This is a genomic window from Paraburkholderia terricola (assembly GCF_900142195.1).
GTDB lineage: Bacteria > Pseudomonadota > Gammaproteobacteria > Burkholderiales > Burkholderiaceae > Paraburkholderia > Paraburkholderia terricola.
Map to the genome: position 1 here is coordinate 21,827 of NZ_FRAB01000042.1, position 21,999 is coordinate 43,825.

Annotated in this window: 21 protein-coding genes and 1 pseudogene; 8 read left to right on the forward strand and 14 right to left on the reverse strand. The window is 62.6% G+C overall.

Annotated features, from left to right (window positions below):
* The first annotated feature begins 69 nt into the window (after positions 1 to 69).
* From BUE39_RS26820 to BUE39_RS36120, 3 genes are all read left to right on the forward strand, one after another.
* Positions 70 to 2,271 carry a PAS domain-containing sensor histidine kinase gene (locus BUE39_RS26820; RefSeq protein ID WP_073431768.1) on the forward strand — a complete coding sequence of 734 codons (2,202 nt, stop codon included), beginning with the start codon at positions 70 to 72 and terminating at the stop codon, positions 2,269 to 2,271.
* Positions 2,261 to 2,935, forward strand: coding sequence for a response regulator transcription factor (locus BUE39_RS26825; protein ID WP_073431734.1), 675 nt, complete (start codon positions 2,261 to 2,263; stop codon positions 2,933 to 2,935). The genes BUE39_RS26820 and BUE39_RS26825 overlap by 11 nt, the downstream gene beginning before the upstream one ends.
* A 302-nt stretch (positions 2,936 to 3,237) precedes the next feature.
* Positions 3,238 to 3,492, forward strand: coding sequence for a hypothetical protein (locus tag BUE39_RS36120; RefSeq protein WP_412534873.1), 255 nt, complete (start codon positions 3,238 to 3,240; stop codon positions 3,490 to 3,492).
* An 83-nt stretch (positions 3,493 to 3,575) separates the two neighbouring features.
* On the opposite strand, the pseudogene BUE39_RS26835 reads toward BUE39_RS36120, so the two are convergent.
* A pseudogene (locus BUE39_RS26835) lies at positions 3,576 to 4,903 on the reverse strand (type II toxin-antitoxin system HipA family toxin).
* A gap of 3 nt (positions 4,904 to 4,906) precedes the next feature.
* Complete coding sequence (locus tag BUE39_RS26840; RefSeq protein ID WP_073431735.1) at positions 4,907 to 5,359, reverse strand: helix-turn-helix transcriptional regulator; 453 nt, start codon at positions 5,357 to 5,359, stop codon at positions 4,907 to 4,909.
* Positions 5,360 to 5,676: 317 nt separating this feature from the next.
* On the opposite strand from BUE39_RS26840, the gene BUE39_RS26845 reads away from it, so the two are divergent.
* Both BUE39_RS26845 and BUE39_RS35690 read left to right on the forward strand, forming a co-directional pair.
* Complete coding sequence (locus tag BUE39_RS26845; RefSeq protein WP_143032006.1) at positions 5,677 to 6,702, forward strand: hypothetical protein; 1,026 nt, start codon at positions 5,677 to 5,679, stop codon at positions 6,700 to 6,702.
* A 452-nt stretch (positions 6,703 to 7,154) separates the two neighbouring features.
* A complete protein-coding gene (locus BUE39_RS35690) occupies positions 7,155 to 7,469 on the forward strand; it encodes a site-specific integrase (RefSeq protein ID WP_073431737.1) in 315 nt (104 codons plus the stop codon).
* 499 nt (positions 7,470 to 7,968) lie between these two features.
* On the opposite strand, the gene BUE39_RS26855 is transcribed toward BUE39_RS35690, so the two are convergent.
* On the reverse strand, positions 7,969 to 9,096 hold the full coding sequence (locus BUE39_RS26855; protein WP_073431738.1) for an IS630 family transposase: 1,128 nt from the start codon (positions 9,094 to 9,096) through the stop codon (positions 7,969 to 7,971).
* 80 nt (positions 9,097 to 9,176) lie between these two features.
* Between BUE39_RS26855 and BUE39_RS26860 the strand changes: the two genes are divergently transcribed.
* The 3 genes from BUE39_RS26860 to BUE39_RS26870 all read left to right on the forward strand — a co-directional run bounded on the left by BUE39_RS26860 (position 9,177) and on the right by BUE39_RS26870 (position 11,140).
* Positions 9,177 to 9,404 (forward strand): helix-turn-helix transcriptional regulator, encoded by a 228-nt coding sequence (locus BUE39_RS26860; protein ID WP_073431739.1) that lies wholly within the window; start codon positions 9,177 to 9,179, stop codon positions 9,402 to 9,404.
* A 183-nt stretch (positions 9,405 to 9,587) separates the two neighbouring features.
* Positions 9,588 to 9,761 (forward strand): hypothetical protein, encoded by a 174-nt coding sequence (locus BUE39_RS34965; RefSeq protein ID WP_159442600.1) that lies wholly within the window; start codon positions 9,588 to 9,590, stop codon positions 9,759 to 9,761.
* An 812-nt stretch (positions 9,762 to 10,573) separates the two neighbouring features.
* Positions 10,574 to 11,140, forward strand: coding sequence for a hypothetical protein (locus BUE39_RS26870; RefSeq protein WP_073431740.1), 567 nt, complete (start codon positions 10,574 to 10,576; stop codon positions 11,138 to 11,140).
* Between the two features lie 2 nt (positions 11,141 to 11,142).
* Here BUE39_RS26870 and BUE39_RS26875 read toward each other — a convergent pair whose 3' ends face one another.
* The 11 genes from BUE39_RS26875 to BUE39_RS26925 form a co-directional block, all read right to left on the reverse strand.
* On the reverse strand, positions 11,143 to 11,907 hold the full coding sequence (locus BUE39_RS26875; protein ID WP_073431741.1) for an acyl-homoserine-lactone synthase: 765 nt from the start codon (positions 11,905 to 11,907) through the stop codon (positions 11,143 to 11,145).
* Positions 11,908 to 12,069: 162 nt separating this feature from the next.
* On the reverse strand, positions 12,070 to 12,858 hold the full coding sequence (locus BUE39_RS26880; RefSeq protein WP_084561496.1) for a LuxR family transcriptional regulator: 789 nt from the start codon (positions 12,856 to 12,858) through the stop codon (positions 12,070 to 12,072).
* A 315-nt stretch (positions 12,859 to 13,173) separates the two neighbouring features.
* Complete coding sequence (locus BUE39_RS26885) at positions 13,174 to 14,100, reverse strand: 3-oxoacyl-[acyl-carrier-protein] synthase III C-terminal domain-containing protein (protein ID WP_073431743.1); 927 nt, start codon at positions 14,098 to 14,100, stop codon at positions 13,174 to 13,176.
* Positions 14,090 to 15,160 (reverse strand): beta-ketoacyl-[acyl-carrier-protein] synthase family protein, encoded by a 1,071-nt coding sequence (locus BUE39_RS26890; protein ID WP_073431744.1) that lies wholly within the window; start codon positions 15,158 to 15,160, stop codon positions 14,090 to 14,092. The genes BUE39_RS26885 and BUE39_RS26890 overlap by 11 nt, the downstream gene beginning before the upstream one ends.
* Positions 15,157 to 15,765 carry a GNAT family N-acetyltransferase gene (locus tag BUE39_RS26895; RefSeq protein WP_073431745.1) on the reverse strand — a complete coding sequence of 203 codons (609 nt, stop codon included), beginning with the start codon at positions 15,763 to 15,765 and terminating at the stop codon, positions 15,157 to 15,159. The genes BUE39_RS26890 and BUE39_RS26895 overlap by 4 nt, the downstream gene beginning before the upstream one ends.
* A 25-nt stretch (positions 15,766 to 15,790) precedes the next feature.
* Positions 15,791 to 16,876, reverse strand: a complete 1,086-nt coding sequence (locus tag BUE39_RS26900; RefSeq protein WP_073431746.1) for an acyl-CoA dehydrogenase family protein — start codon at positions 16,874 to 16,876, stop codon at positions 15,791 to 15,793.
* A gap of 24 nt (positions 16,877 to 16,900) precedes the next feature.
* On the reverse strand, positions 16,901 to 18,109 hold the full coding sequence (locus BUE39_RS26905) for a pyridoxal-dependent decarboxylase, exosortase A system-associated (protein ID WP_073431747.1): 1,209 nt from the start codon (positions 18,107 to 18,109) through the stop codon (positions 16,901 to 16,903).
* Positions 18,106 to 19,713 carry an acyl-CoA ligase (AMP-forming), exosortase A system-associated gene (locus tag BUE39_RS26910; protein ID WP_073431748.1) on the reverse strand — a complete coding sequence of 536 codons (1,608 nt, stop codon included), beginning with the start codon at positions 19,711 to 19,713 and terminating at the stop codon, positions 18,106 to 18,108. Before BUE39_RS26910 ends, BUE39_RS26905 begins: the two co-directional genes overlap by 4 nt.
* A gap of 25 nt (positions 19,714 to 19,738) precedes the next feature.
* Positions 19,739 to 20,686, reverse strand: coding sequence for a 3-oxoacyl-[acyl-carrier-protein] synthase III C-terminal domain-containing protein (locus tag BUE39_RS26915; protein ID WP_073431749.1), 948 nt, complete (start codon positions 20,684 to 20,686; stop codon positions 19,739 to 19,741).
* A gap of 2 nt (positions 20,687 to 20,688) precedes the next feature.
* A complete protein-coding gene (locus BUE39_RS26920; RefSeq protein WP_235004978.1) occupies positions 20,689 to 21,579 on the reverse strand; it encodes a 3-oxoacyl-[acyl-carrier-protein] synthase III C-terminal domain-containing protein in 891 nt (296 codons plus the stop codon).
* A gap of 139 nt (positions 21,580 to 21,718) precedes the next feature.
* A complete protein-coding gene (locus BUE39_RS26925; RefSeq protein WP_073431751.1) occupies positions 21,719 to 21,997 on the reverse strand; it encodes an acyl carrier protein in 279 nt (92 codons plus the stop codon).
* Between the last annotated feature and the right edge of the window lie 2 nt (positions 21,998 to 21,999).

The following is a 21,999-nucleotide window of genomic DNA, read 5'->3' on the forward strand; positions in this document are numbered from 1 at the left end:
GTCTGGAACACCTATGCAAAATTCGTGTCCTTCCATCCGTATCTTCTCCGCGCGGCGCGCTCCCAGACCGTGAAATTCAACCAGGGCGCCGGCAGGCCGCTGCGAGACAACGCACGGGCGCTATACGCCTGTGCGGCCGTGATCGGTCTTGCCGTTTTCGTTATCGACGCATTCACGCCGCTCGATATTGCAATCGCCGTGCTGTACGTGGTGGTCGTGCTGCTGGTGGCATCGACCGGATCGCGGCCGGCCGCGGTCGCCGCCGCATGGACCTGCGTGGTGCTCACGCTGTTCGCCTTCGTGCTGTCGCATGACGAACACTATTCGGGCGGCGCGGTGGCGCGTTGCGCGGTCAGTCTGCTCGCCATCGTCACCACCTCGGTGCTGGCGCTGCGCAACCAGGCCAACACGGCCACATTGCGCGAACAGCTTCAGTTGCTCGATCTCACGCACGACGCGATCGTCGCCTACGACATGAACGACCGCATCACGTTCTGGAATCAGGGCGCGGAGGAACTGTACGGCTGGACCGCGCAGCAGGCGCTCGGCCAGCCGATTCACGAACTGACGCAGACCCACGCGGCCATTTCCCTCGATGAGATCCGCGACGAAGTGCTCCGCGTCGGGCGCTGGCACGGCGAGCTCGAACGCGTGCGCAAGGACGGCGAGACCGTCGCCATTTCGAGCCGCTGGGCGCTATGGCGCGACCGCAACGGCAAGCCGCGCGCGATCCTCGCGACCAACAACGACATCACGTTGCGCAAGCGCATGGAAGGCGAGCTGCGGCGCCAGCAGGAAGAACTGCGCGCGACCATCGACGCGATTCCGGGCATGGTATGGAGTTCGTCGCCCGACGGCCGGCTCAGCTACATCAACCGGCGCTGGAGCGAGTTCGGCGTGACGGTCGCCGAGGACGGCGGCGACATCTGGCGCTCGATCGTGCATCCCGACGATCTGCCCGCGACGGAGGCGGCATGGCAAAGCGCGGTCACGACCGGCGCCTCGTTCGAAAACGTCGCACGCATCAGGCGCCGCGACGGCGTCTACCGGTGGATGCACATCGGCGCGGAACCGTTGCGCGACGCCGCCGGCAAAATCTTGCGCTGGTACGGCGTGAATACCGACATCGAGGAGCGCAAGCGGGCCGAACAGGCGCTCGAGCGCAGTGAAGCGTTTCTGTCGGACGCGCAGCGCCTTAGCCGCACGGGCAGCATCGCCACGCGTTTTCCGGGCGGCGAGATGTGGTGGTCCGAAGAGGCATACCGGATTTTCGATTATCCCGAGGACGCCAAACCCGGCATCGATCTAATCGTCGCGCGCACGCATCCCGACGATCTCGCGCTCGCCCGCGAGGCCTACGAACAGGCGATGGCGGGCGAGCCGTATATCGACACCGGGCACCGTTTGCTGATGCCGGACGGCAGCGTCAAGCATGTTCACTACGTCGCGCATATCGCCGCGCCGCAGTCGGGCAATATCGAGTACGTGGGGGCGTTGATGGACGTCACCGAGCGCGTCGTCGCCCAGGAAGCCCTCGACCGTTCGACCGCCGAGCTTGCCCATACCACGCGCGTGACGATGCTGGGCGAGCTGGCGGCATCGATCGCGCACGAGGTGACGCAGCCGCTTGCCGCGATCGTCACGGCCGGCGACGCGGCGTCGCGCTGGCTCAACCGGCCGCAACCGGAACTGTGCGAAGCGGCGCAATCGATCGATCAGATGATTCGCGACGCGAAGCGCGCGACGGACATCATTCGCCAGATACGCGCGATGGCGCAAAAGCGCGATCCGAGCCATGCGGTATTCGACTTGAATGCTATCGCTAGGGAATCCGTCGAACTCGTGCGCCGCGAGCTGGATGGTGAACGCGTCGAAGTGGAAACCGCTTACGAACTGCCGGCCCTGGAGGTGTGCGCCGACCGCGTGCAACTGCAGCAGGTCATCATCAATCTCGTGCTGAACGGCGTGCAGGCGATGACGGGTGTCGCCGGGCGCGCGCGGCGTCTGCGCATTCGCACCCGGCGCTTCGACGGCCGGCATGCGCAGGTGATCGTCGAGGACTCCGGCACCGGCATTAGCGAGGAGAACCTCGGGCGCCTTTTCAACGCCTTCTTCACCACGAAGAAGGACGGCATGGGAATGGGGCTTTCGATCTGCCGGTCCATCGTGGAAATGCATGGCGGGCGGATCTGGGCCGAATCGAAGCAAGGCGAGGGTGCGGTGATGCAATTCATACTACCGCTCGATGGAGACACGTGTGATGGACGTTGAAAGCGCAAACGCCACGGGACAATCCATTGCTTATGTGGTCGATGACGACGATTCGATGCGAGCCGCGGTGAGCATGCTGCTGCGCTCGGTCGGCTTGCGCGTCGAAACGTTCGCGTCGGCCCAGGAGTTTCTGGCATTCGAGATGCCCGACGTGCCGAGTTGCCTGATCCTCGACGTGCGCCTGAAAGGGCAAAGCGGGCTTGCCGTGCAGGAGCAGATCGCGGCGGGGCATATTCACGTGCCGATCATCTTCATGACGGCGCATGGCGACATCGCGATGACCGTGAAGGCCATGAAGGCCGGCGCAATGGACTTTCTGGCCAAGCCGTTCCGCGATCAGGACATGCTGGACGCCGTGGCGAACGCGCTCGCGAAAGACGAAACGCGGCGCAATGCGGACCGCTCGGTGGCCGACCTGCGCCGCTGCTACGAACTGTTGACGCCGCGCGAGCGCGAGGTGATGGGATTCGTCGCGCGCGGCTTGATGAACAAGCAGATCGCCGCCGAAATGAATCTGAGCGAGATCACCGTGAAGATTCATCGAGGGCAGGCCATGAAGAAAATGGAGTCGCGCTCGCTCGCGGATTTCGTTCTGAAGGCGGAGGCGCTTGGCGTCAAGGCGCCGCAGGAGTCGGGAGTGGCGGCGCGCGTCTCGCGTAGCTGATCGATGGCGAGTGCTAGAACGTGACGAACTGGACGCGGCGGCGCCGCCGTCCACTCGCCCCAACATTCCGGTTCATTGCGTTGCAAGTCGGCGCCCGTTAATAACGGAACGAGCGAACGGAACCGAGCACTAGAAATCGGTGACAGTTCGACGCCCCGGTGCCGTTGCGAGCCGTCGGTTTCATAGCTATTCGTCGTGCTGTTGGTAAAGGCGACCGGCTGCTTGATCTGATAGACGGCGAGGACCGCGCCGTGACCTCGCAAAGCTCGAGCGGCTCCGCGCAGATCGTGTTGTAGTTCGATATGGATCGAGACGTCGACGGCGCGGCGCGCGACGTGCAGGCGGCGATCAACGCCGCGCGCGGTTCGTTGCCCACCACGCTCACGCAAACGCCGACCTACCGCAAGATGAACACGGGGGACGTTTATCTTCAAGGCGTGTATCAGCACGTGAGCGGCACCGGCGACAGCGGCATTCACGCGGTGATCAACGGCTTGAGCGCTTCCGATTCGAATCAGCAAGCCGCCGTTACGGTGGGTATGCGCGTCCGGTTCTGATCGCGGATACCCGTGGAGCCGGTGATGGTTTCACGGGTATCTATCGCGAGCATTTGCATGACGGCATTGCCGCGGGCTGATTCTTACTGTGCCGCGAGCTTCGCGCTGTGTTGCCGCAGTCCATTAAAGATCCTGTCTGACACGTCCTTCGGGACAGCGGCCGGCAGCAGCGGCTCGACCTCGGCGACGACATCTTCCGTCATGTCGGTCAGGGTGGTGATCATCTCATCGACGTCGGCCGGCGCCAGCGTGACTCGTTGCCCTTGCGCTATCCAGTGACGACGTCGAATATCGTTGATCAGGTAATGCGCGTTCTCACCACGTACCGCCATTGCCAGTTTCGCCCGGCGCGGGGAAAGCAGGTTCGGTCCGTTTCCAATGATCGGATGCGCGGAGAGAACGTCATAGATTGGAGTGGCCTGATAGCGGTTGGACTTCAGGTGCGCAATGCTGAAATTTTTCGCGTGGCCGTCGATGGCTGCAAGCATCCAGAAAACGATTTGCGTCATGAAGAAATTACGTTGATCGATCGCGGACCGCTCTGAACCGGCCAGGACTTCCATGATCTTCTGTATGCCGGGTCCGCTATCCGATTCATATTTGGCTGCGGCGGGCGTTGCGGTGGCCTGGCACATGTCCTCCTGGGGAAGCCTCAGGATCCATGAGCCGTCGCTCGCATACCTGCGATCGAAGCGCTCGACCACGAGTACTTTCTGGTCCTCAAACGTTGCAATGTCGCATCTGACGATGGGCAAACCATACGCGGCGACGATTTTCGAGCACAGCCACTCGTTTTCCACCGATGTGCGCATGTCGGCGCGCATGTTTCCGACCAGTCCGAGGGGCAGCTTCAGGATATGCGTGGTCGGCGTGCTGCGTTCAGGGATAAACCACTGGTCGCCGTGCCATAGAAGGGCGGTCTTTTCCTGCGCGCCGGCGATGGACAGACGCAGATCGTCGATGGGCTCGTGTTGACCCAACGCAGGCGGGGCCGTTACCTCCCGCAGTAGCCGCGCGATTTCCGCCTCGTCGAGGCGGGCGCCCGCTGATCTTCTCCAGGTCCACCGGGGTTTCATCCGGAGGCAGCATCTGGATAGCGCCTACGCAGTCTCTTCCCAACTCGGCCAGCAACTCGAAGGGTGATGTGCCACCGGTTCTGTAGCGCGTTGCGATGCGCTCGCGGATAGCCCTGCTATCAGGCAGCAGGTTACCAGTCCGAAACGAGCTTGCCCCGGTAGGGTTGGTTACCGGCCGTGAAAGGTAGCGAGAGCGATAGGGGGCGCCCCTGTTCGTCTGCTATCCAATCTTCGAAGTAAGTGAGTTTCTCCCCGTCCCGAGTGGTCTCCCAGGTACCTACAGGCAACCCGTTCATCCACAGAGTCAGGCTTTTTCCTTGTGCGCGGCGGCCCATGTGTTACCAGTCCTCCCGCTTCCTGATGACAGCGGCGATTGGCGCCGCTCGCTTCCGTGTGACCGGCTTCGATGAGCCTTGCTCGCCACCGCGCGCGGATGTGGCGGCGGGTTTCCGGCTGCCAGCCGTCTTTGCTGCGCCGGTAGTCGCTCGTTTTTTTGCCACGCTCTGCTTCGCCGCGACTGGCGGCTTCGCTGTCCGCGGACGTTCGGGGACGCGGCTTTCGAGATTCGCCGACGCCAGCGCCTGGTTCAGAACGATATCGACCTTCAGCACCTTCAAAACATGAAATAACCGATCCATGCTCGCGGCTTCGGGCTTCGCCTCGAACTGGGCGTAGGTCTGCTGAGTGACACCCAAATGGCTGGCCATGCGCGCCTGCGTGAGTCCGGCGGCCTTGCGGAAGCCGACAAGAAGCGGCCGCAACTGGCGAGGGGTTTTGACGGGATAGTCCACGGGCGACCTCGGGTAGTGCGAGGAAAGAGGCGGTCTGCAACGGTCGGAACAGTATATCTCCTGTATCGGGCGAATACAAGTTTTGTACTGTAATTGGTAGATACAGGAGATATCTTGTTGAGATAGCTTCGGCGGTTGGAGGATAGCCGCCGACTCACGAAGTAGAGGCGATGCCGACCCGCCGCGCAGTGGGCTCGAAATGGCAACTGCCAGCCCCGATCGCTTTGCGCCCCTTCCTATTCAACCCGCATCAAATATTTGCGAACGTCGCTCCCTTTTCGCCAGCGCGGAAACCTTACGTTCTTGCAACGAGGACCATGAAGGCGTTCGACGCATTTCAGACGTCGCCTACATTGAGAGAATCTCCGACCATGCGCGCCATCCGCTTTTTTCGCGGCAGTACAGCCGAGGCTTCCTCGACCAGGGACGCCAGCACACCACAGTCTCCCCAGACAGGTGGCAGGAAGGGCCTGTCTTTCCACTTTTCATTGCCGGGCCTGACGGGGCGCGGCGCGAAGTTGTCCGCATCTGCTGCGAAATCGTCGATGCCGCCTCGCGGTGTGCTCAAGCGCAAGCCGCTTCCCGAGAACGCGCTCGGCAAACTGATGCATGCCGAGCAGCCGACGAAACTCACCACCGAGTTTCTTCGTCGCGAGGAGCAGACGCATGCTCCCAAAAGCGTGACGTTCGCCGCTAAGGCGAGGGTCGTCGATGGAGCCGGCAAGCTTCGCAGGGTGGACTCCAAGCGGTTGGACACACACAAGGTGGTGGAGGAGCGATCGCCCGAATTGACACGCAGCAACACCGCGCGACGGCAGAGCGCGCAGCATGTCGCGCAAAATCTCTCCGAGCTCATCGAAAGCCATCCTGAGGGGACCTTCGACGCCACCATTCAGCAAGACCTCTTGCCTCATGAAGCGCTCGAAGGCGCGGACCTCGACCATCTCGATCACGCGGACGTGGTCCACGAATTGGGAGAGCTTCAGAGAAGGCAGAATCAGGGTCTGCTGCGCCAGATCGCCTTGAGTCTGAAGACACTCGCAGCCACGTCCGCCGATGAGGTGAGAGAAATCCTTCCCGCCATCGTGCGGAATACGCACGTGCACGAGGCGCATGATCACGAAGCCGACGGAATCACCGAGGAAAAAGCATCTCCGGAAGAGACGATCCGGGCAGCGTTCGCCAGGCTCCCGGAGCGGCTGCGCGGAGAGGACGTGATCGAGATGTTCGAAAGCCTCGATGCGCCGCATTCTCGGCAGGTGATGGCCGCGCAGGCTCAGACTTACCTCGATACGATCGACGAGCGTCTTGCGGAACTCAACGCGAAAGGCGTTCAACGGTAGCGCATGCGCGAGTTTCATGGCGTTCTCCCCGACGGACAACCGCCGTGACGAACCAGATGATAGTTACTGTTCAGAAACACAACAAAGACAAGTAAGCAATTGTTTTTATTTAATAGTTTTAGTTTGGGAGGTCCAAAAATTGCGTTTTTACCCGCAATTTACCCGCGCTGAAGGATTGTGAGTCCGCGCGAGCCGCGGCAATTACGAACACTATCGACGTCGACGAACCTGTCAGACTGACGAGGCGCTCGAGCAGTACACGCAGCGGCCACGTTTGCAGCGGATGAGCATGCAGCCCATTTCGTCGAAAAGGCTTACGGGGAGGGCTTTCCGATGCGTGTTCAGTGGCGGTTCGATCGTTTCCGCGGGACTGTCGGGGCAGCGGAGTCTTCGTTATGGGCGCTCTACAACAGTGTTAACCTGCGCTGCCCGACGGCGAAACATCCGCATCCATGAAGGCCCTGAAGGCCCTGAAGGCTCAGGACGGTCTCCCGGCACGCGCACTCGCGCTGCTGATTCCCACTGCGGGCAGAACGAATGAGGTAACCGGTGCAGTGCGCGGCGAATTCGACCTTGACGGGGCCACGTGGACGATTCCCGCAGAACGGATGAAGGCCGAACGTCCGCACCGGATTCTACTGTCCGCATCGGCCCTCTCGCTCATGCGCACGCTGCTTGATGAGGCTGACAGCGATCTGGTCTTTCCGGGCGCGAAGAAAGGCAAATCACTGTCCAACATGGCAGTGCTCGGCGTGCTTCGCGCATGAAACGAAACGACCTCACGGTGCATGGCTTTCGTTCGATCTTCCGCGACCGGGGGGGCGGAATGTACGACGTCCCCAAACGAAATAGCCGAGATGACGCTCGCTCATGCCGTGGATGACAAAAGTCGAGGCCGCGTATCGTCGGGGGACATGTTCCGGCGACGCAGACAGATGATGTGCGACTGGGCGCTGTACTGCGCGAGAAAGGCAAAAGCGGCCTGATGTTGTGTAGGCTCTCCGCTCGGATGGCGCGAAACGGTGCGGCAGGGTGCACAGGCCGTGCGTTCGCTTGCGGCTGGATTTCATCTGCATAGGCCCGATAGTTGCATCCCTACGAATCGCAAGGTCCTGCTCCCTGCCAGCATTGTGAGAGCAAGGTTTAACCGGTCGTCACTGGGTGCGGGAACCGCAGGGAATTCTGGGTACATCGTCTTCGGGCGATCAGTCCGGATTCCAGCAATTTTATTCCGCACAGCGCATTTGCGATGCCGTCAGCAAGAAGCTAGATTGGTGGCATCTGGGGTGATCCGAGTCTAGTCAGGAGGACCTGGTGTTCCGTCCCAGAAATAACTTTGCATAGCCGGGCCACTTTCTGGAGAATGGAATCGGCTGTCGCGGTCCATACGAACGGACGCTTGTGCTGGTTGTACTGCTCGGTATAACGCTCGATGCTGGCGATGAGCTGGCGCACGTTTCTGAATGACCCGCGACGGATCGCCTGCTCCGTAATCAGGCCAAACCAGCGTTCAACCTGATCCAGCCAGCTGGAGTAGGTCGGCGTGAAGTGCATGTGGTAGCGCGTATGCCTTGCGAGCCACGCCCTGACCCTCGGATGCTTGTGTGTCGCGTAGTTGTCGACGACCAGATGCACGTCGAGATCGGCCGGCACCGCCTGGTCAATATGCCTGAGGAACGCCAGGAATTCCTGATGCCGGTGGCGTGGCTTGCATTGAGCAATGACTTCGCCCGTTGCTGCATTGAGCGCAGCGAACAGGGTTGTAGTGCCATGCCGGACGTAATCATGCGTCACCCCTTCGAGATAGCCCAGCCCCATCGGCAGCATCGGCTGCGTGCGCTCCAGCGCCTGACACTGGCTCTTCTCGTCGACGCACAGCACCAGGGCGTTGGTGGGCGGGCTCAGGTACAGCCCGACAATATCGCGCACCTTCTCGACGAAGAATGAATCGGTAGACAGCTTGAAGCTCTTTGAACGATGGGGCTGTATACCGAACAGCGACAGATAGCGGGCAACCGAACTCTTCGAAATCCCTGTCTGCGCGGCCGCAGAACGCACGCTCCAGTGCGTTGCCCCGTCCGGCTTCTCGTGCAACACCCTGGCCAGTAATTCCGCGACCGCCTCGTCGTCATGTGTGCGCGGTCGGCCTGGGCGAGCTTCATCATGCAGACCCGCAAGCCCCTGAGCGACAAACCGCTTCTTCCAGTGCGTGATCGCCGGTGGCGTCACTTCGCACTGCATCGCAATTTCCTTGGACGTGCAACCGTCAGCGGCCATCAGGACAATCTTTGCCCGACGGACCAGAGAATGAGGCAACGAACGCGAGCGACTCATGGACAGCAACTGTTCTCGCTCCAGTTCCGACACGACAACCTCGATCCCCTTGCGTCCCATGATCGCCTCCTGTCCATTACGACTCGATCATAGAACAATCCAAATTTACGTAAAGTTATTTCTGGGACGGAACACTAGCGATGGCTGAACAGATTGTTGAGCGCGCGGGCGCGAACGCGCGCCTGATTCGCCTTCGCGAGGTGCGTACCCGCGTTGGTCTCGGTGCGAGCACGGTCTACCGCTATCTGGCAACAGGGAAATTCCCACGGCCGGTCGAGATTGGTGGCGGCAGGGTGGCGTGGCTTGAAAGCGAGATTGATGCGTGGATTGCCAGTCGCCTGGAAGCCGAACGGCGCGAGGCGGGATAATGCGGTTCATTCTGTCACTGCGATACGACCTTATTACCGGGCGCCACGTTGTACCCATGCTTCGCAGCGCTAGTGCGGTGTTCCGTTCTGACGGGAACTTGAGCGGCTGTTGGCGCGAGTGACCTTCTGCAGGATATCGCGAGCGCTCCTGGTCCAGATGGACGGCTTGGGGTTGATGTCGCGATGTGCAACGTACCCATCGACGGCGGCGACAGTTCGGGCATGCTGGTGAACAAACCTCAGCACAACCGCTCGGCGGTAACCTCGCGGAAGAACCGCTCGACCATGTTCGGGCACGACGCCGAAGTCGCCGTGAAGTGCATGTTGACGCGCGCATGCCTGCGCAGCCACTCCTGAACGGCCGGCTGCTTGTGCGTGGCCTAGTTGTCGGCGATCACACGCGGCGTCCTGTCGTTGGCGTTTGGGGATCGATCTGGCGAAGGAATTTCAGCTACTTGATGTGGGTATGGTGCTGCGGCACTGGCCGATGACCTGGCCGTCCGGCACATTGAGCGTGGCAAAACAGCGTAGTCGTGCCAATACCCTTGTTGTCGGGGGCATGCTCGGGCGGAGACATACAAAGGCCCACGATGTCTTCGAGTTTCTCGGCGAACTTCGGGTTGCGCGAGACTTTGAAGCGTCGCTAGACGTGCGGCTTTAGGCCGTGGCCGTGCCAATGCCGCATGACGGTGCTGACGCTATCGCCCGACCCGGCGCTCACCTGCGCGTGCCCCAGTGCTTGACCGTTTGGGCGATCTTTGAGCATTGCTGTGGCAAGTCATAGAGAGGTCTTCCTGCCACAACCTTCCGCGAACTATGCCGGCCTTTCGACAGCGGGTTCCGCATGTTTGCGACTTAATGGCAGGATAGTGCACGCTGCCTGACGGTGGCCCCGTCGATCCGGTGACCGGCGGTCACCAGAACTGTCGGTACTCCTGCTGCATATCCGTGCTGATTCCGATATGGCACGCCCTGTCTTTTTTCGCAGTTGATATTTCGTCTGAGAAAACCGAAAAAAGATACGTGGCTGAAGCCCGATGACTTTGCCGCGATTAACGGTCACGATTGACCGGTGGTGAAGACTCCAGGTGCCTTCCGTGCGCGTCTGACGGCGGGGAAGGGGCGCAGCCGGAACGGTACAGGCATGCGCATTTGAGGCAGGGAACATCATGAAAGAACTCGATGCATGGCCAGTCACTGGCATGGAGCACGCCCCTCCGATGCTACCGGCAAGCGCTACTCCCGATCAGCGTTTGCAGCGGGCAGAAGCCGAAGTCCGTCGGCTAACCAGATGCATGGAGATGAAGGACCGGCAGCTCTGCCAGTTGCGCAAGGCGCTTGCGCATTCGGCGACCGTTCACTACTCATTTGAAGATCGTCTGCAGCGTGAACTCGATGCCCTGCGGATCATGATACCCGTGAACGGGTTCCAGGAGCATTGTGGCAAGTTTGCTAGCGACCAGCCAGAGGAAGGCATCGTCGTGAAACTGCCCTACGTGACGTCGATACTGTCCGTTCTGTTCGATGCGATGTGTACGTTCTGGGCGGACGGCGATCACGATCATCCTCCGAAGTCTGCGACCGTCGCGCACGCGATCGACGATCGCCTGGGCTTGAGTTCACAGCAGAATGGAGAGGCTTCGCGCAGCGGGCAGGCCTACGCATCGGCGATCAGGCCGGACTGGATGAAGGAGGCCGACAACCGGCACCATTGCCGGCCTGCAGGCATGCGCTAATGTCAGGGGCCAGTCGTCCAGACTGTCGCTTGTGTGTGTACCGTACTGTTGTCGCAAACTGCGAGGGGCACGTCGCCATGAGGGCGCACAGAGGGCGCATTCGCTTCAGTCGGAGGCGAATGAGCCGGCATGCCAGGTCCGAGGAGCTGGTGCTGTCCGACGCGGGTGATCGAATTCAGCAGCGTGACAGGATCGCACTGGAGTTTGTGGAACGTGGTAGGGGCTAGATCGATTGAGCACGCAACGATATTCGTGCAGCCCGGCGCCGTGCCAACGCCGATATCGAGCAGATCGAGCCCGAAGCGTCGGTACAGGCGCGCAACGGAGCGGGAGACCACGCCGATCACGCGTGTCGCGCCCAACGAGAGGGCGAGCGCCATTGCGTAAGGGAACAACGACATGCCCGACATTGAGCCAGTTCGATGGTCCGGCAGTCCAGATCCTGCGAACCGCGACATCTCCCATATCGAAGGTGATGACGGCAAGGAATCTGGCCTTGCAAGTTCCTGAAAGACGTCACGGAGCAGATAGGGTCCTGTAGTGGGCATGAGCCGCGCACATCCGCACAACTCTTCGTCTGCGGACAGCGCGGCCAGGTGGACCGTAGCGCCTCCGTCGAATTCATCCCACTCGCCCGTCGCATCGTGTGACACGCCGGGTATTTCCCAGTGCAGGCGCTGGACAAATACCCTGTGACGGAAGACTCCGAGATGGTGACGGATATCTGATGGCAGGTCATCAAGCCGGCCGGCAACGATGTATGACATGGGCTCCTCCTCGTGTTAGCCGTTGACGTGACGCTATCAGCGTGTCTCTGGCCCAGAAACTCGGAGCTTTGGGAGGGTGTCGGCGCGCACGCGAGCGTGCACTGGCCCAGGCCGCTTACGGCGACGGGCAGGGCATGCGGTGGAATTGCGGGAAAAGCGGAGTCAGGGTTTGATGATGCCCTGTACGGTCGCGTGGACTGCGGCGGCCGTCCTGCTGCGGATGTTGAGCGCCTCCATCGCTTCTTCGATGTGGTAGTCAACGGTATAGCGCGAGCGCCCGAGGATCTCGCCAATCTCGGCCGAGGTTTTCCCCCGGGCGACCCAGGTCAGGCATTCGAGCTGACGCGGTGTCAGCAGGTGGGCCGCCCTTTTCGGGGACATTTGAGCGAGGCGATGCAGTTCGAAGTGAAACTGCGCGCTGATCAGGTATGCCAGCCGGGAGTTGATTGCGTCGTTGACGGAGCGCAACGGGCCGGACAGGTTGAACAGCAGGATACTGCCATCGGACTGGTGGACCGGGATACTGAGTCCCGCGCGCAATCCGGCCTCTCCTGCTTCGTCGAGTAGACGACGCTCGGCTTTGCTCAAGCCGATGATGTCATGCCACCGGTAGGGAGCCGACTGGAGGAACGCAGCCCGATGAACGGGGTCGCTGGACGCATAATCCCGACGCTGGTAGTGCCGCACCCACTCCTGCGGATAGTGGGAGCCGATCATCTCGAGCGCCGTTCGCCGGGTGCAGGTCGAACGGCTCCGGGTAACGCGGCTGATCACGTAATGCGGGAAGCCGAGTTTCCCGGCCGCATGGCCGAAAGATTCGACGAGGGAAGGGATATCGGCGGCACATGCAAGACGCATCACCGGTGCCGGTGCGCCGGTTTGCAGACGATTAGATATGAGTGATGGCCTGTGCTGACGCTCGTTCAGACGGCGTCCAGAGACATGTTTCATGTTCACTACCCCGCCGCTGCCCCAACAGAGTCAGGAACTCCAGGTGCCGCATGAGAACGAGGCCCGCGCGCAACGACGGTGCGATTCATGCGACACGCGTTTCAGGAGTGAGGGGCCAATCAGAGTCGCGCATACGATTGCCGCAGATTGCGACACCGGTGATGGCCAACTGGACGCGTACTATGCACGGGCCCGAATGCATTTAAACATTTATTATAGTGTGCCGATTACCGCCCGACGATTCATATAAGGGATAGAAACATACCCACTGCATGGGGTTGGGGCAAGCGGACGAGACGGGGCTGAGTCGGCCGGCTAACGGACCAGCAAGGCTGCCGCTGAAAACCCTCCGATGCCTCGCGCGAAGAGCAGGAGCGGCCTGCCCGTCACGAGCCCCTCACACTGGGCGAGATTGATGAATGCATCGCTGACGGTGACGTGGCCGACGCGGGCAAAATTCTCCGCGAACAGCCGGTCGTGCGGAACCTGAAGTGAATCGAGCAGGCGGTGCCACGCGGGCAGGTCCAGATGGTGGGGCAGGATGCGCTGGATGTCGTCCAGTGTGAAACGTGCCTGCTGGACGGTCTGCCTGATCAGACTGCGCGCGGTGAAGAAGTTCTGCGCTGCCAGGCGCGATTCGTCATTTGCCAGTACCCCTCGCCAGCCCAGCCCGCTGGCGTGCATCCCGATCGCGAGCAGGCGGTTGACGGCAGCACCGCGTTCGATGAATGCAGCAAACGCACCATCACCCAGAATCCCCTCGGCTCGCATTAACCTTTCCGATGCCAGCGGCATGACGTCGGCGCCGACAAGCAGGACCCGTTTCATGTAGGGTCGGGCGATGAACATCGCGCGAATCACGCGCAGTGCGGCGAGGGCGGACGCACAGTGCTGCTGCGCGAAGGAAAACGCCTCTGCGTTGGTGAATCCGAAACGGTCACAGAGCAGGCCGGGTAGCGAGTGCGGCGGCGGAGCAACGCTGCCCTGCAGTGTATGCACGTACACGATGCAGTCGACTTCGCGACGCGCAATACCTGAGGTAAGCAGGAGACGCTGGACCGCGCTGGCCGCGAGACCGATCGCAGTTTGCCCATTCGCTTTCCGGTAATAGCGCATCCCCGCCCGTTCCAGCTGCACGACGGTAGTGGCGCTCTGTCCGGTCCGTTGTCCCCAGCTGCGGACATCGTCGACGCATTGAGGAAGATGGAAAGCGACGTGCGTTATGCCGAGATCAGGGATCATGAGACGGACTGGACCTCGTTTTGCTGATAGGGAGGGAGGGTGCGCCGTGCATCCCCAGCAGTGCTGTGCCGATAAAGCCGCCTGTCCCGTAGCCCCACAGCAGCGCGCGGTGTCTCCGGCCACAGGCGGCGCGGTTGAGTATCTGTGCGAGGCGCACGATGGATTCGGCAGCGCCGAGATGAACGCAATCTTCATGCTGCACACCTGTGTCCGGCCGGCCGAGCAGGTCGGATACTGCGGCCGTGAGCGACGGAATACCTGGGTGCCCCACAACGTCGTTAACATTCTCGTCGTGAAGGCCGTGTCGCGCGAGGAGCGAGTCGATCATCGATAGCAAGGGGAATGTCCGGGCATCGGCGACTCCTGCGTCACCGCACACCATGTCAACGGGAACGTGCCGGGCTGCGACATCAAGCAGGTGCACACCACCTGTGCCGGGGTCGGTTCGTTCAACGAGCATCGCGCCGGCGGCGTCACCGTGCACCATGCAAGTTCCGCACATTCTGGAAAACGGTGGGCACCATTTCTCCGCTGCTACGATAAGTATGGTATGGATGTGCGGCTCAGCGACGAGCAGGTCGGCCGCAAGCCTCAATGCCGTGAATGGCGACACGCCATGCTGTTGCGAGACGGAAAATGGAAAGCACGGTGTGCCGACTTCGGCACACAGCCGTCCGGCAACGGTGGTCGAAACGTGTTCATCGAGGCTGCTGTGACAGAACACGATGACATCGACCGGGCGGGCGTCCGGGGGGCGTGCAGCGCAGAGCGCATTCGCCACTTTTACGGCGAGTCCGGAAAGATCGGTACCGGTTTCGACCGGCACCATGCAGGTCACGTCGGGTGTTGGCACACCGGAATGCACAGGGCGTGAACCACCGGTTTCCTCGCCTGCCCCCGCCTCCAGCCAGTGGCCGTAGTCGGGATGCCACGATCTCATCCACGCATCCCAGCCTGGATGTCCGGTTGCGCGCAGTGCCGACTCGATCGCCGTCCATCGGGAGAGCGGTATGGCCTCAGGCACCCAGGCCGTCACTGCGGTGATGACGGGCGGCTTCATGCGCCCCCCGCGGGCGGGCCCGAGCCGTTGGCGAGATCGGCTGGTAGCAGGTCATAGAGTACGCGCCCAAACCGCGACCCACGCATGACATGGCAATCGCGCTGCAGGCCGGCCGGCCGAAACCCGATCCGCTCGAGCAGGCGTCGTGACCGCACGTTGCAGTCCACGGCCCACGCCGTGACGCAATGCAGCCGGTCCGTTGCGAACGCCTCGTGGAGAAGCGTGGTCGAGGCCACAAACGTCATGTCACTGCACGCTGGGCGCCGGCTGTCGCGCAATACCCAGAACGAGGCGGTGCCAAAGGCATGCGCGAGATCGCTGATGGCCACAAGGCCGCTTGCGACCTCATGGCCGGCCGGTCCGAACATGCGCAGGCGGTGCCGACCGCTTTGCACCATGAGCTGCACGGCAAGCAGGGGTAGCGTTTGGCGGCCCTGCCCAAAATCGAACCACTGGTTGATGTCCGGTTCGGAGAGCCAGGCAGCGATGTCGTTCACATCGTTGCTGTCAGGTTCACGAAGCCAGCATGAGCCGGATCCTCCATCCGTCTGGTGGGATCCTTCAGTCTGCTGCGCGGGTGTTCGCGACTGGCCCTGGCTGTCCACGTCGAATCTCCGGCCGGTGAATGCCTCATGCAGACGCGATGAACGTACGCAGCGCGGCCTCGACCTTCATCAACAGCATCGCAAACCAGTGCACCGTCTGGAACCGTGCCGCCGGCGGGGGGCCTTCCACGTAGCCATGGCCACCGCAAAGCTGCACAAGCTCGCGCGCAACGTCCATCGCTTCGGTGGCAACGTGGCGAGCCATCTGCGATACGGGGGCGATCTGCGCCTGCGTATCCTGCGCTGCCACCGACCGGAGCACGAGATGGATGGTGTGCGCGGACACGAGCATGTCGGCGAGCCGGGCAGCGACGAGCTGATGGGCAACGATCGGCTTGCGGAACGTCTGTCGGGTCACGCTGTAGGCAAGGGCGAAGTCCACACACTGCTGCACGGCGCCCGAAAGCAGCGTGGCGAAGTAGATCGCTGTGTCGACGAGCGACTGCCGAACCGGATCCGGGCCGAAGTTGTCTTCGTCCCGGGTCGCCACCGGGATCGGGGCATCGTCTGCAGGCACGGCGGTATATCGTTCGATGGATAGCGCGCCGAGCACGGCAACAGGTGCGGCACCGCGGATTTCCTGCCCTGCAGGCAGCGTCGCGAGCACGAGCTGCGGGCGTTTGTCGTCCATGCGGACCATCATTACTGGCGAGGCTGGGTGCCGGCGCAATATCCAGAGACCCGAGGCATCGATGTCCGGAATACCCGGTGCGATCGATGTGCTGCCGTCGAAATAATGCCGGGTATCCCGGTCGGATAGCCGGTCGAGCGCATCGTATTCGCGCAGTGTCATCAGTGCCGGGCTGCTGAGTGTCAGTTCGGCCGCGCGTTCCAGCGGACCCGCCGCGAACTGTTCAACGACAAGCGCCAGGTCGTGCCGGTTGATTCCCATGCCTCCTTTCTGCTCCGGCAGGATCATGGCCGCGAGGTCGAGCGTCGCAGCGAGCCTGACCGTTTCGCTCCATAGGGCAGCGTCTGGCTGATGGACGAGCAGCGGTTCGAGGCGTTCGCGCGCAAACTGTCTTGCGGTCGCACGCAGCCCCTGCTGGTCGTCGCTGAGCGCCCACGATGCTGGCGTGAGGTCCGTTACGACGGATCGACTGGATGGCATGATGTTTCTCCTGCTGTTGCGGCGTCACACGAGCATTTCGACGGGTTCGGGATGGCTCAGGAAATGCAGCGGGCTCGCCGAGCGCCCATACGCGCCCGACTGTTTCACCACGACAAAGTCGCCGATATTAGCTTCGGGAAGCTCAATGTCGTCCGCCAGTCGGTCGAGCGGCGTGCACAGGCAGCCCACCACGTGGCAGCGTTCGCGTGCCACACCATCGGGACGGTTTCCGATGACGACCGGAAAGTTACGCCGAAGGACCTGGCCGAAGTTGCCGGAGGCAGCGAGGTGATGATGCAGGCCGCCATCCGTGATGACGAACGTTTTGCCGCGCGAGACCTTGTGGTCGATCACGCGGCACACGTAGATGCCCGCTTCTCCCACCAGGTAACGCCCGAGCTCCAGGATCGGCGTCGTTCCGGGCAGACCTGCGCGCATCCCTGGCAGCCAGTCGTGCATCGCTTCGCAGACTGCCTTCACGTCGAGCGGTGTTTCGCTTGGGAAGTAGGGGATACCAAAGCCGCCGCCAAGGTTCACGAACCGGAGCGGCTCGGTCAGACCGCCGGCTAGCCGGAGGACGAGTTCAGCACTCTGGCGCTGGGCCTTGACGACGGTTGCCGCATGCAGGCACTGTGAGCCCCAGAAGACGTGGAAGCCGGCGAGTGCGACTTCCCGCGCTTCGAGTTCGCGCAGCAGCGCCGGCACCTGCTCGACATCGACGCCGAACGGCGCCGCGCCGCCACCCATGCGCATGCCGCTCTGCCCGACCTGAAAGTCGGGATTGACGCGGATCGCCACGCTGGGCTGCACGCCGAGTTCCCATCCGAGCGCCGTGACGAGCCGTAGCTGGGTTTGCGATTCAACGTGCACGTTCACACCGCTGGCGACGGCGCGCCGCAGGTCGTCATGAGACTTGCCGGGACCGGCAAAGCCAATATCCGCCGGGGCGGCGCCGGCGTTGAGCGCGACGGCCATCTCCTGCGCCGAGGCGACGTCGAACCCGTCCACCCATGCGGCCAGATAGTGGACCAAAGCTGGCATCGGATTCGCCTTGATCGAGTAGTGCAGATGCATGCCGGAGGGCAGCAGGCTGCGCAGTTCCCGGATGCGGGCGTCGATCGCTGCGCGGTCGTAGGCGAAAAACGGCGTACGCCCTGCGCGGTCGGCCAGCTGACGCACGTCCACGCCGCCGAACTGCAGCCCGGAGGGCCGCCGGATGAAAGTCAGGTTCACGATGCTTTCTCCCCAGAACCGCCTGCGAGCGAGGCAAGCCGGGTACGCAGCGCCGCCCTGTCGAACTTCCCGTTGGGATTGCGTGGAATTTCCGGACAACTCACGATGTCCCGGGGGACCATATAGCGCGGCAGGCGCTGCATGCACCAGTCGCGCAGATCGCCGACACGTGTTGAACCACCTGCCAGGACGACGAGCAGCGCGATCGCTTCGCCAAGCCGATCATCCGGGATACCCAGGGCAACCGCTTCCACGACGAGGCCGCTTGCGTGAACCGCTTCCTCGATTTCCTCCGGGCTTATCCGGTAGCCGGAACTCTTGATCTGGGCGTCGTTGCGGGCGATGAAATAGAGAAAACCCTCGCTGTCGCGCCGCACCAGGTCGCCAGACCAGACCGCCATATCGTGCGGCGCTCCGCCCGGTTTCGTTTCGGGCGAAGGACGGTAGCGTTGGGCAGTGCGTGCCGCGTCGTTCCAGTAGCCAAGTGTGACGCATGCGCCCACATGCACGAGCTCGCCGGCTTCATCCGGGGAGCACGGTGTGCCGTCCTCCCGGACGACGAGCACCCGCGCATTGGGCACGGCTGTACCGATCGAGTCGGACCGCCGGTCGATCTGCGCAGGGTCGAGATATGTGGAACGGAACGCCTCGGTCAGCCCGTACATCAGGAAGGGTGTGGCTCGCGGAAACAGCGCCCTGAGTTTCTGCAGCACAGGCAGCGGAAGGCGACCTCCGGTGTTCGCGAAGTAGCGCAGATTGTTGCGCGACCCGTCGGGCCACGTTGCGGCTGCGAGCTGCATCCATAGTGGCGGCACACCGGTAATCGCAGTGATGTGCTCGCGCTCGCACGCGCGGACGGCATCGTGCGCGCTGAGGTAATTCAGAAGGACCGCTGTTGCGCCCGCAGACCAGGCCGAGGTCAACTGGCTCAGCCCCGCATCGAAGCTCAGGGGCAGAACGGCGAGGATGCGGTCAGACGGCTCGTGGCGCAGATAGTCGGCTACGCTCCAGGCGCCTTCGAGCAGGTTCCGGTGGCTGAGCATCACGCCCTTGGGCAGCCCTGTCGAGCCGGATGTGTACAGAAGGGCGGCGAGGTCGGTATCAACGTACGATACCGCCGGTCCCGCGATATGGGCATCGTCGGGGCGGCCGCTGTCACGGCCTGGCCAGCGATGAATCCTGACCGTGTTCCCGAGGCTGGAGAATGCCAGTTCAGGCTCATCCACGATGATCAGCTCGGATACTGGCTCAAGGCCTTCCGCAGCCAGTGAACGGGCGCGCAATGCGGTGGTCACGAGGCACCGGGCACCGCTGTCGCGAAGCACGTGGGCCACCTGGTTCGGTTTCAGGAGCGGATTGAGGGGGACGAATACGTAACCCGCCGCGCAGGCGCCAAGCATCGAGACGACGGTCTCGATACGCTTGTCGAGAAAGATCGCGACGCGCTCCCCCGCAGCGATGCCGAGGGTAGGCAATACCTGCCCGAACGTGTGGCTGCGTTGCAGCAGTTCGTCGTAGGTCACGCGGACATCGCCGCAAACGAGTGCCTGCGCATCAGGTGTGCGGTGGGCTGCCGACTGCACAAGGTCAAGGAGGTTTCTCATGGCCGGATCGCTATGAAGTTCAGGATCAGTGGCGGATCACCATTGCGCCAAAGCAGCCGGCAAACCCGCTGGAGAACAGCAGGGAGTGCGAGCCCGGTTGCCCGCGTGGCGCGGTGTGGAAGTTGATGAACGGGTCTGCACCGAACACATGGCCGAGGTGCCCGAAGTTCACGGTGAAAAGGCACTCCTGTGGTACGGACAGCATGGTCACGAGGCGAGACCATCCGGGAAGGTTGACGTGGTGGGGCAGGACATGGACGAGTTCGTTACCCGTGATGCCCGCCTGTCCGAGTGCCGTGCGCATGGTGGTGAATGCCGACCAGTAGTACCGGTCATCAGGCACGGGCTGCAGATCGTCGTCGGTGCCGCGGAAGTAGCGACCGTCCGTATAAAGATGCAGTCCCGCGATGCAGTTGCGGTCGGTGCCGCGCTCCAGCAGGATTGCGCATGCGCCGTCGCTGTGCAGGGCGAGGTCCTGGATTGCGCGCAGATGATCGCAGCCCGAGCCCATCACATCTGCGCAGACAACAATCGCCCGCCGGATGGGCCGACCTCTGACGGCGAGCACTCGCAGCATGCGGATGGCTGCGATCGGCGAGACGCAGTTCTGCTGCATCACCGAGAACGCGAGTGCGCGGGTCAGGCCCATACGGGACTGGATGAACGAGGCAGTACCGGCAGGCGGCGCCATGACGCTGCTCTGGATCGTGTGCGTGCACACGAGCGCATCGATGCTTGCGGGTGTCGTGCCGGTATCCTCGAGCAGGGCGGCAACCGCTTCGCATGCAAAGATGACCGGTGACTGCGCTGCAGCATCGTGGAACTGCTGCACACCGTTGCGCAGCAGTGCGCTCGCGCGCGCCTCGGGCAATCCGCAACGACTGGCCCACGTGATCGCATCGACCGTGCGGGACGGAAGGCTGAATGCGATTCCGGACAGGGACAGCATGGAGTCGGGCAGGGGCGCAGACATCGCTAGCTCCCGCGAAACTCGAGGATCGCGCAGGCGGCCTGTCCCTGGAAGCCGGCCGACCACATCAGGATGCGTTGACCGTCCGCCGGAGCAACTGATTGCAACAGCAGGTCGAGTTGCGTGGGCGCGTCTGCGGCACACAGGTAACCGATGTCTCCCGGATCCGGATACCACATTCGCCCGGCAGGCAGTCGGGCCTGGGCGCTGACCTCGCATGCCAGGGCCGCGTTGATGCGCGGAGGCACGATCCAGTCCAGTGCAGCGGGTTTCAGGCCCGCCTGCGCACACGTCTTCCCGATGACTTCGACCACGGCCGCTTCGTCGACAAAGGTCTCGTGCGGCGCAATGGAAACGGCGGTGGAGGGCGTGCATACCATAACGCTGCGTAGGTGCCATCCGGGTCCGGCGTGGCGCCTGACCAGCACGGCGGCCGCCCCATCACCCAATGCGGTGAGCGTTCCGGTCCGGCGGGAGAATGGCGGCAGCCACCGTTCAGCCGCGACAATCAGCGCGGCGTGCATGCGCTCGTCGCTGGCCATCATGTCGGTTGCCACCTGCAGCGCCAGGAAAAATGACACGCCCTGGATCTGTCCGATCGCACACGGCACGCTCGTTGATCCGAGTTCGCTGTGCAGGCGACCCGCGCACGAGAGCGAGAGATCATGTTCAAAACTGTTGGCACATACGATGATCTGGTCGGGTGCACGGTTGTCCTTCGGGGGGCATCGCCGGACAGCCTCCCTGGCTACGGCTGACGCCATTTCCGAGAGGCTGAGGCGTGGCTCGCTGGTGACGCGTGCCGGCATTGTGGCGCGCCCGGACGGATGATCCACGGCAACGGGAGCTGTCGCCTGCCGGCGCCAGCGCAGCGTGTCGGCATAGACTGATTGCATGACGGCTTCCCGCACGGAGGTGGGCGTGGCCGCCGGCTCCCGTACCAGCACTTCGGGTCGCACACGCGTCCGGGGTACGTACCGCGCCGTTGCCGCGATGCAGAATTGCCCGTGCCCGTGCCCGTGCCCGTGCCCGTGGTCAGTTGCGTCGTACATGGGATTCCACGAAGGTGACCAGATTGCCGAAACGCAGAAAGAGGTCGGATGAGAGATCTTCGGGCGCGAGCGTGAAGCCGAAGCGCTGTTCGAGTTGAAGAAGCAGGTCTGTCATGTTCATTGAGTCGACGCCGACGTCGAACAGGTTCGTGTCATCCGCGACCAGTTCCGCAGCCGTGGTGCTGCCGATGGCCGACAGCAGGCATGACTTGATGGTGGCGGCGATTTCCTCGCGTTCGGGACCGGAGGTGGTATGGGTCATGG

Excerpts from the sequence above, each read along its gene's own strand:
- BUE39_RS26880 (WP_084561496.1), bottom strand. The coding sequence starts at position 12,858 with ATGAAACATGTCTCTGGACGCCGTCTGAACGAGCGTCAGCACAGGCCA.
- BUE39_RS35690 (WP_073431737.1), top strand. The coding sequence starts at position 7,155 with ATGAAGGCCCTGAAGGCCCTGAAGGCTCAGGACGGTCTCCCGGCACGC.
- BUE39_RS26875 (WP_073431741.1), bottom strand. The coding sequence starts at position 11,907 with ATGTCATACATCGTTGCCGGCCGGCTTGATGACCTGCCATCAGATATC.
- BUE39_RS26845 (WP_143032006.1), top strand. The coding sequence starts at position 5,677 with ATGAAGGCGTTCGACGCATTTCAGACGTCGCCTACATTGAGAGAATCT.
- BUE39_RS26925 (WP_073431751.1), bottom strand. The coding sequence starts at position 21,997 with ATGACCCATACCACCTCCGGTCCCGAACGCGAGGAAATCGCCGCCACC.
- BUE39_RS26825 (WP_073431734.1), top strand. The coding sequence starts at position 2,261 with ATGGACGTTGAAAGCGCAAACGCCACGGGACAATCCATTGCTTATGTG.
- BUE39_RS26870 (WP_073431740.1), top strand. The coding sequence starts at position 10,574 with ATGAAAGAACTCGATGCATGGCCAGTCACTGGCATGGAGCACGCCCCT.
- BUE39_RS36120 (WP_412534873.1), top strand. The coding sequence starts at position 3,238 with ATGGATCGAGACGTCGACGGCGCGGCGCGCGACGTGCAGGCGGCGATC.
- BUE39_RS26920 (WP_235004978.1), bottom strand. The coding sequence starts at position 21,579 with ATGCAATCAGTCTATGCCGACACGCTGCGCTGGCGCCGGCAGGCGACA.
- BUE39_RS26915 (WP_073431749.1), bottom strand. The coding sequence starts at position 20,686 with ATGTCTGCGCCCCTGCCCGACTCCATGCTGTCCCTGTCCGGAATCGCA.
- BUE39_RS26910 (WP_073431748.1), bottom strand. The coding sequence starts at position 19,713 with ATGAGAAACCTCCTTGACCTTGTGCAGTCGGCAGCCCACCGCACACCT.
- BUE39_RS26855 (WP_073431738.1), bottom strand. The coding sequence starts at position 9,096 with ATGGGACGCAAGGGGATCGAGGTTGTCGTGTCGGAACTGGAGCGAGAA.
- BUE39_RS26900 (WP_073431746.1), bottom strand. The coding sequence starts at position 16,876 with ATGCCATCCAGTCGATCCGTCGTAACGGACCTCACGCCAGCATCGTGG.
- BUE39_RS26890 (WP_073431744.1), bottom strand. The coding sequence starts at position 15,160 with ATGAAGCCGCCCGTCATCACCGCAGTGACGGCCTGGGTGCCTGAGGCC.
- BUE39_RS34965 (WP_159442600.1), top strand. The coding sequence starts at position 9,588 with ATGTGCAACGTACCCATCGACGGCGGCGACAGTTCGGGCATGCTGGTG.
- BUE39_RS26885 (WP_073431743.1), bottom strand. The coding sequence starts at position 14,100 with ATGATCCCTGATCTCGGCATAACGCACGTCGCTTTCCATCTTCCTCAA.
- BUE39_RS26860 (WP_073431739.1), top strand. The coding sequence starts at position 9,177 with ATGGCTGAACAGATTGTTGAGCGCGCGGGCGCGAACGCGCGCCTGATT.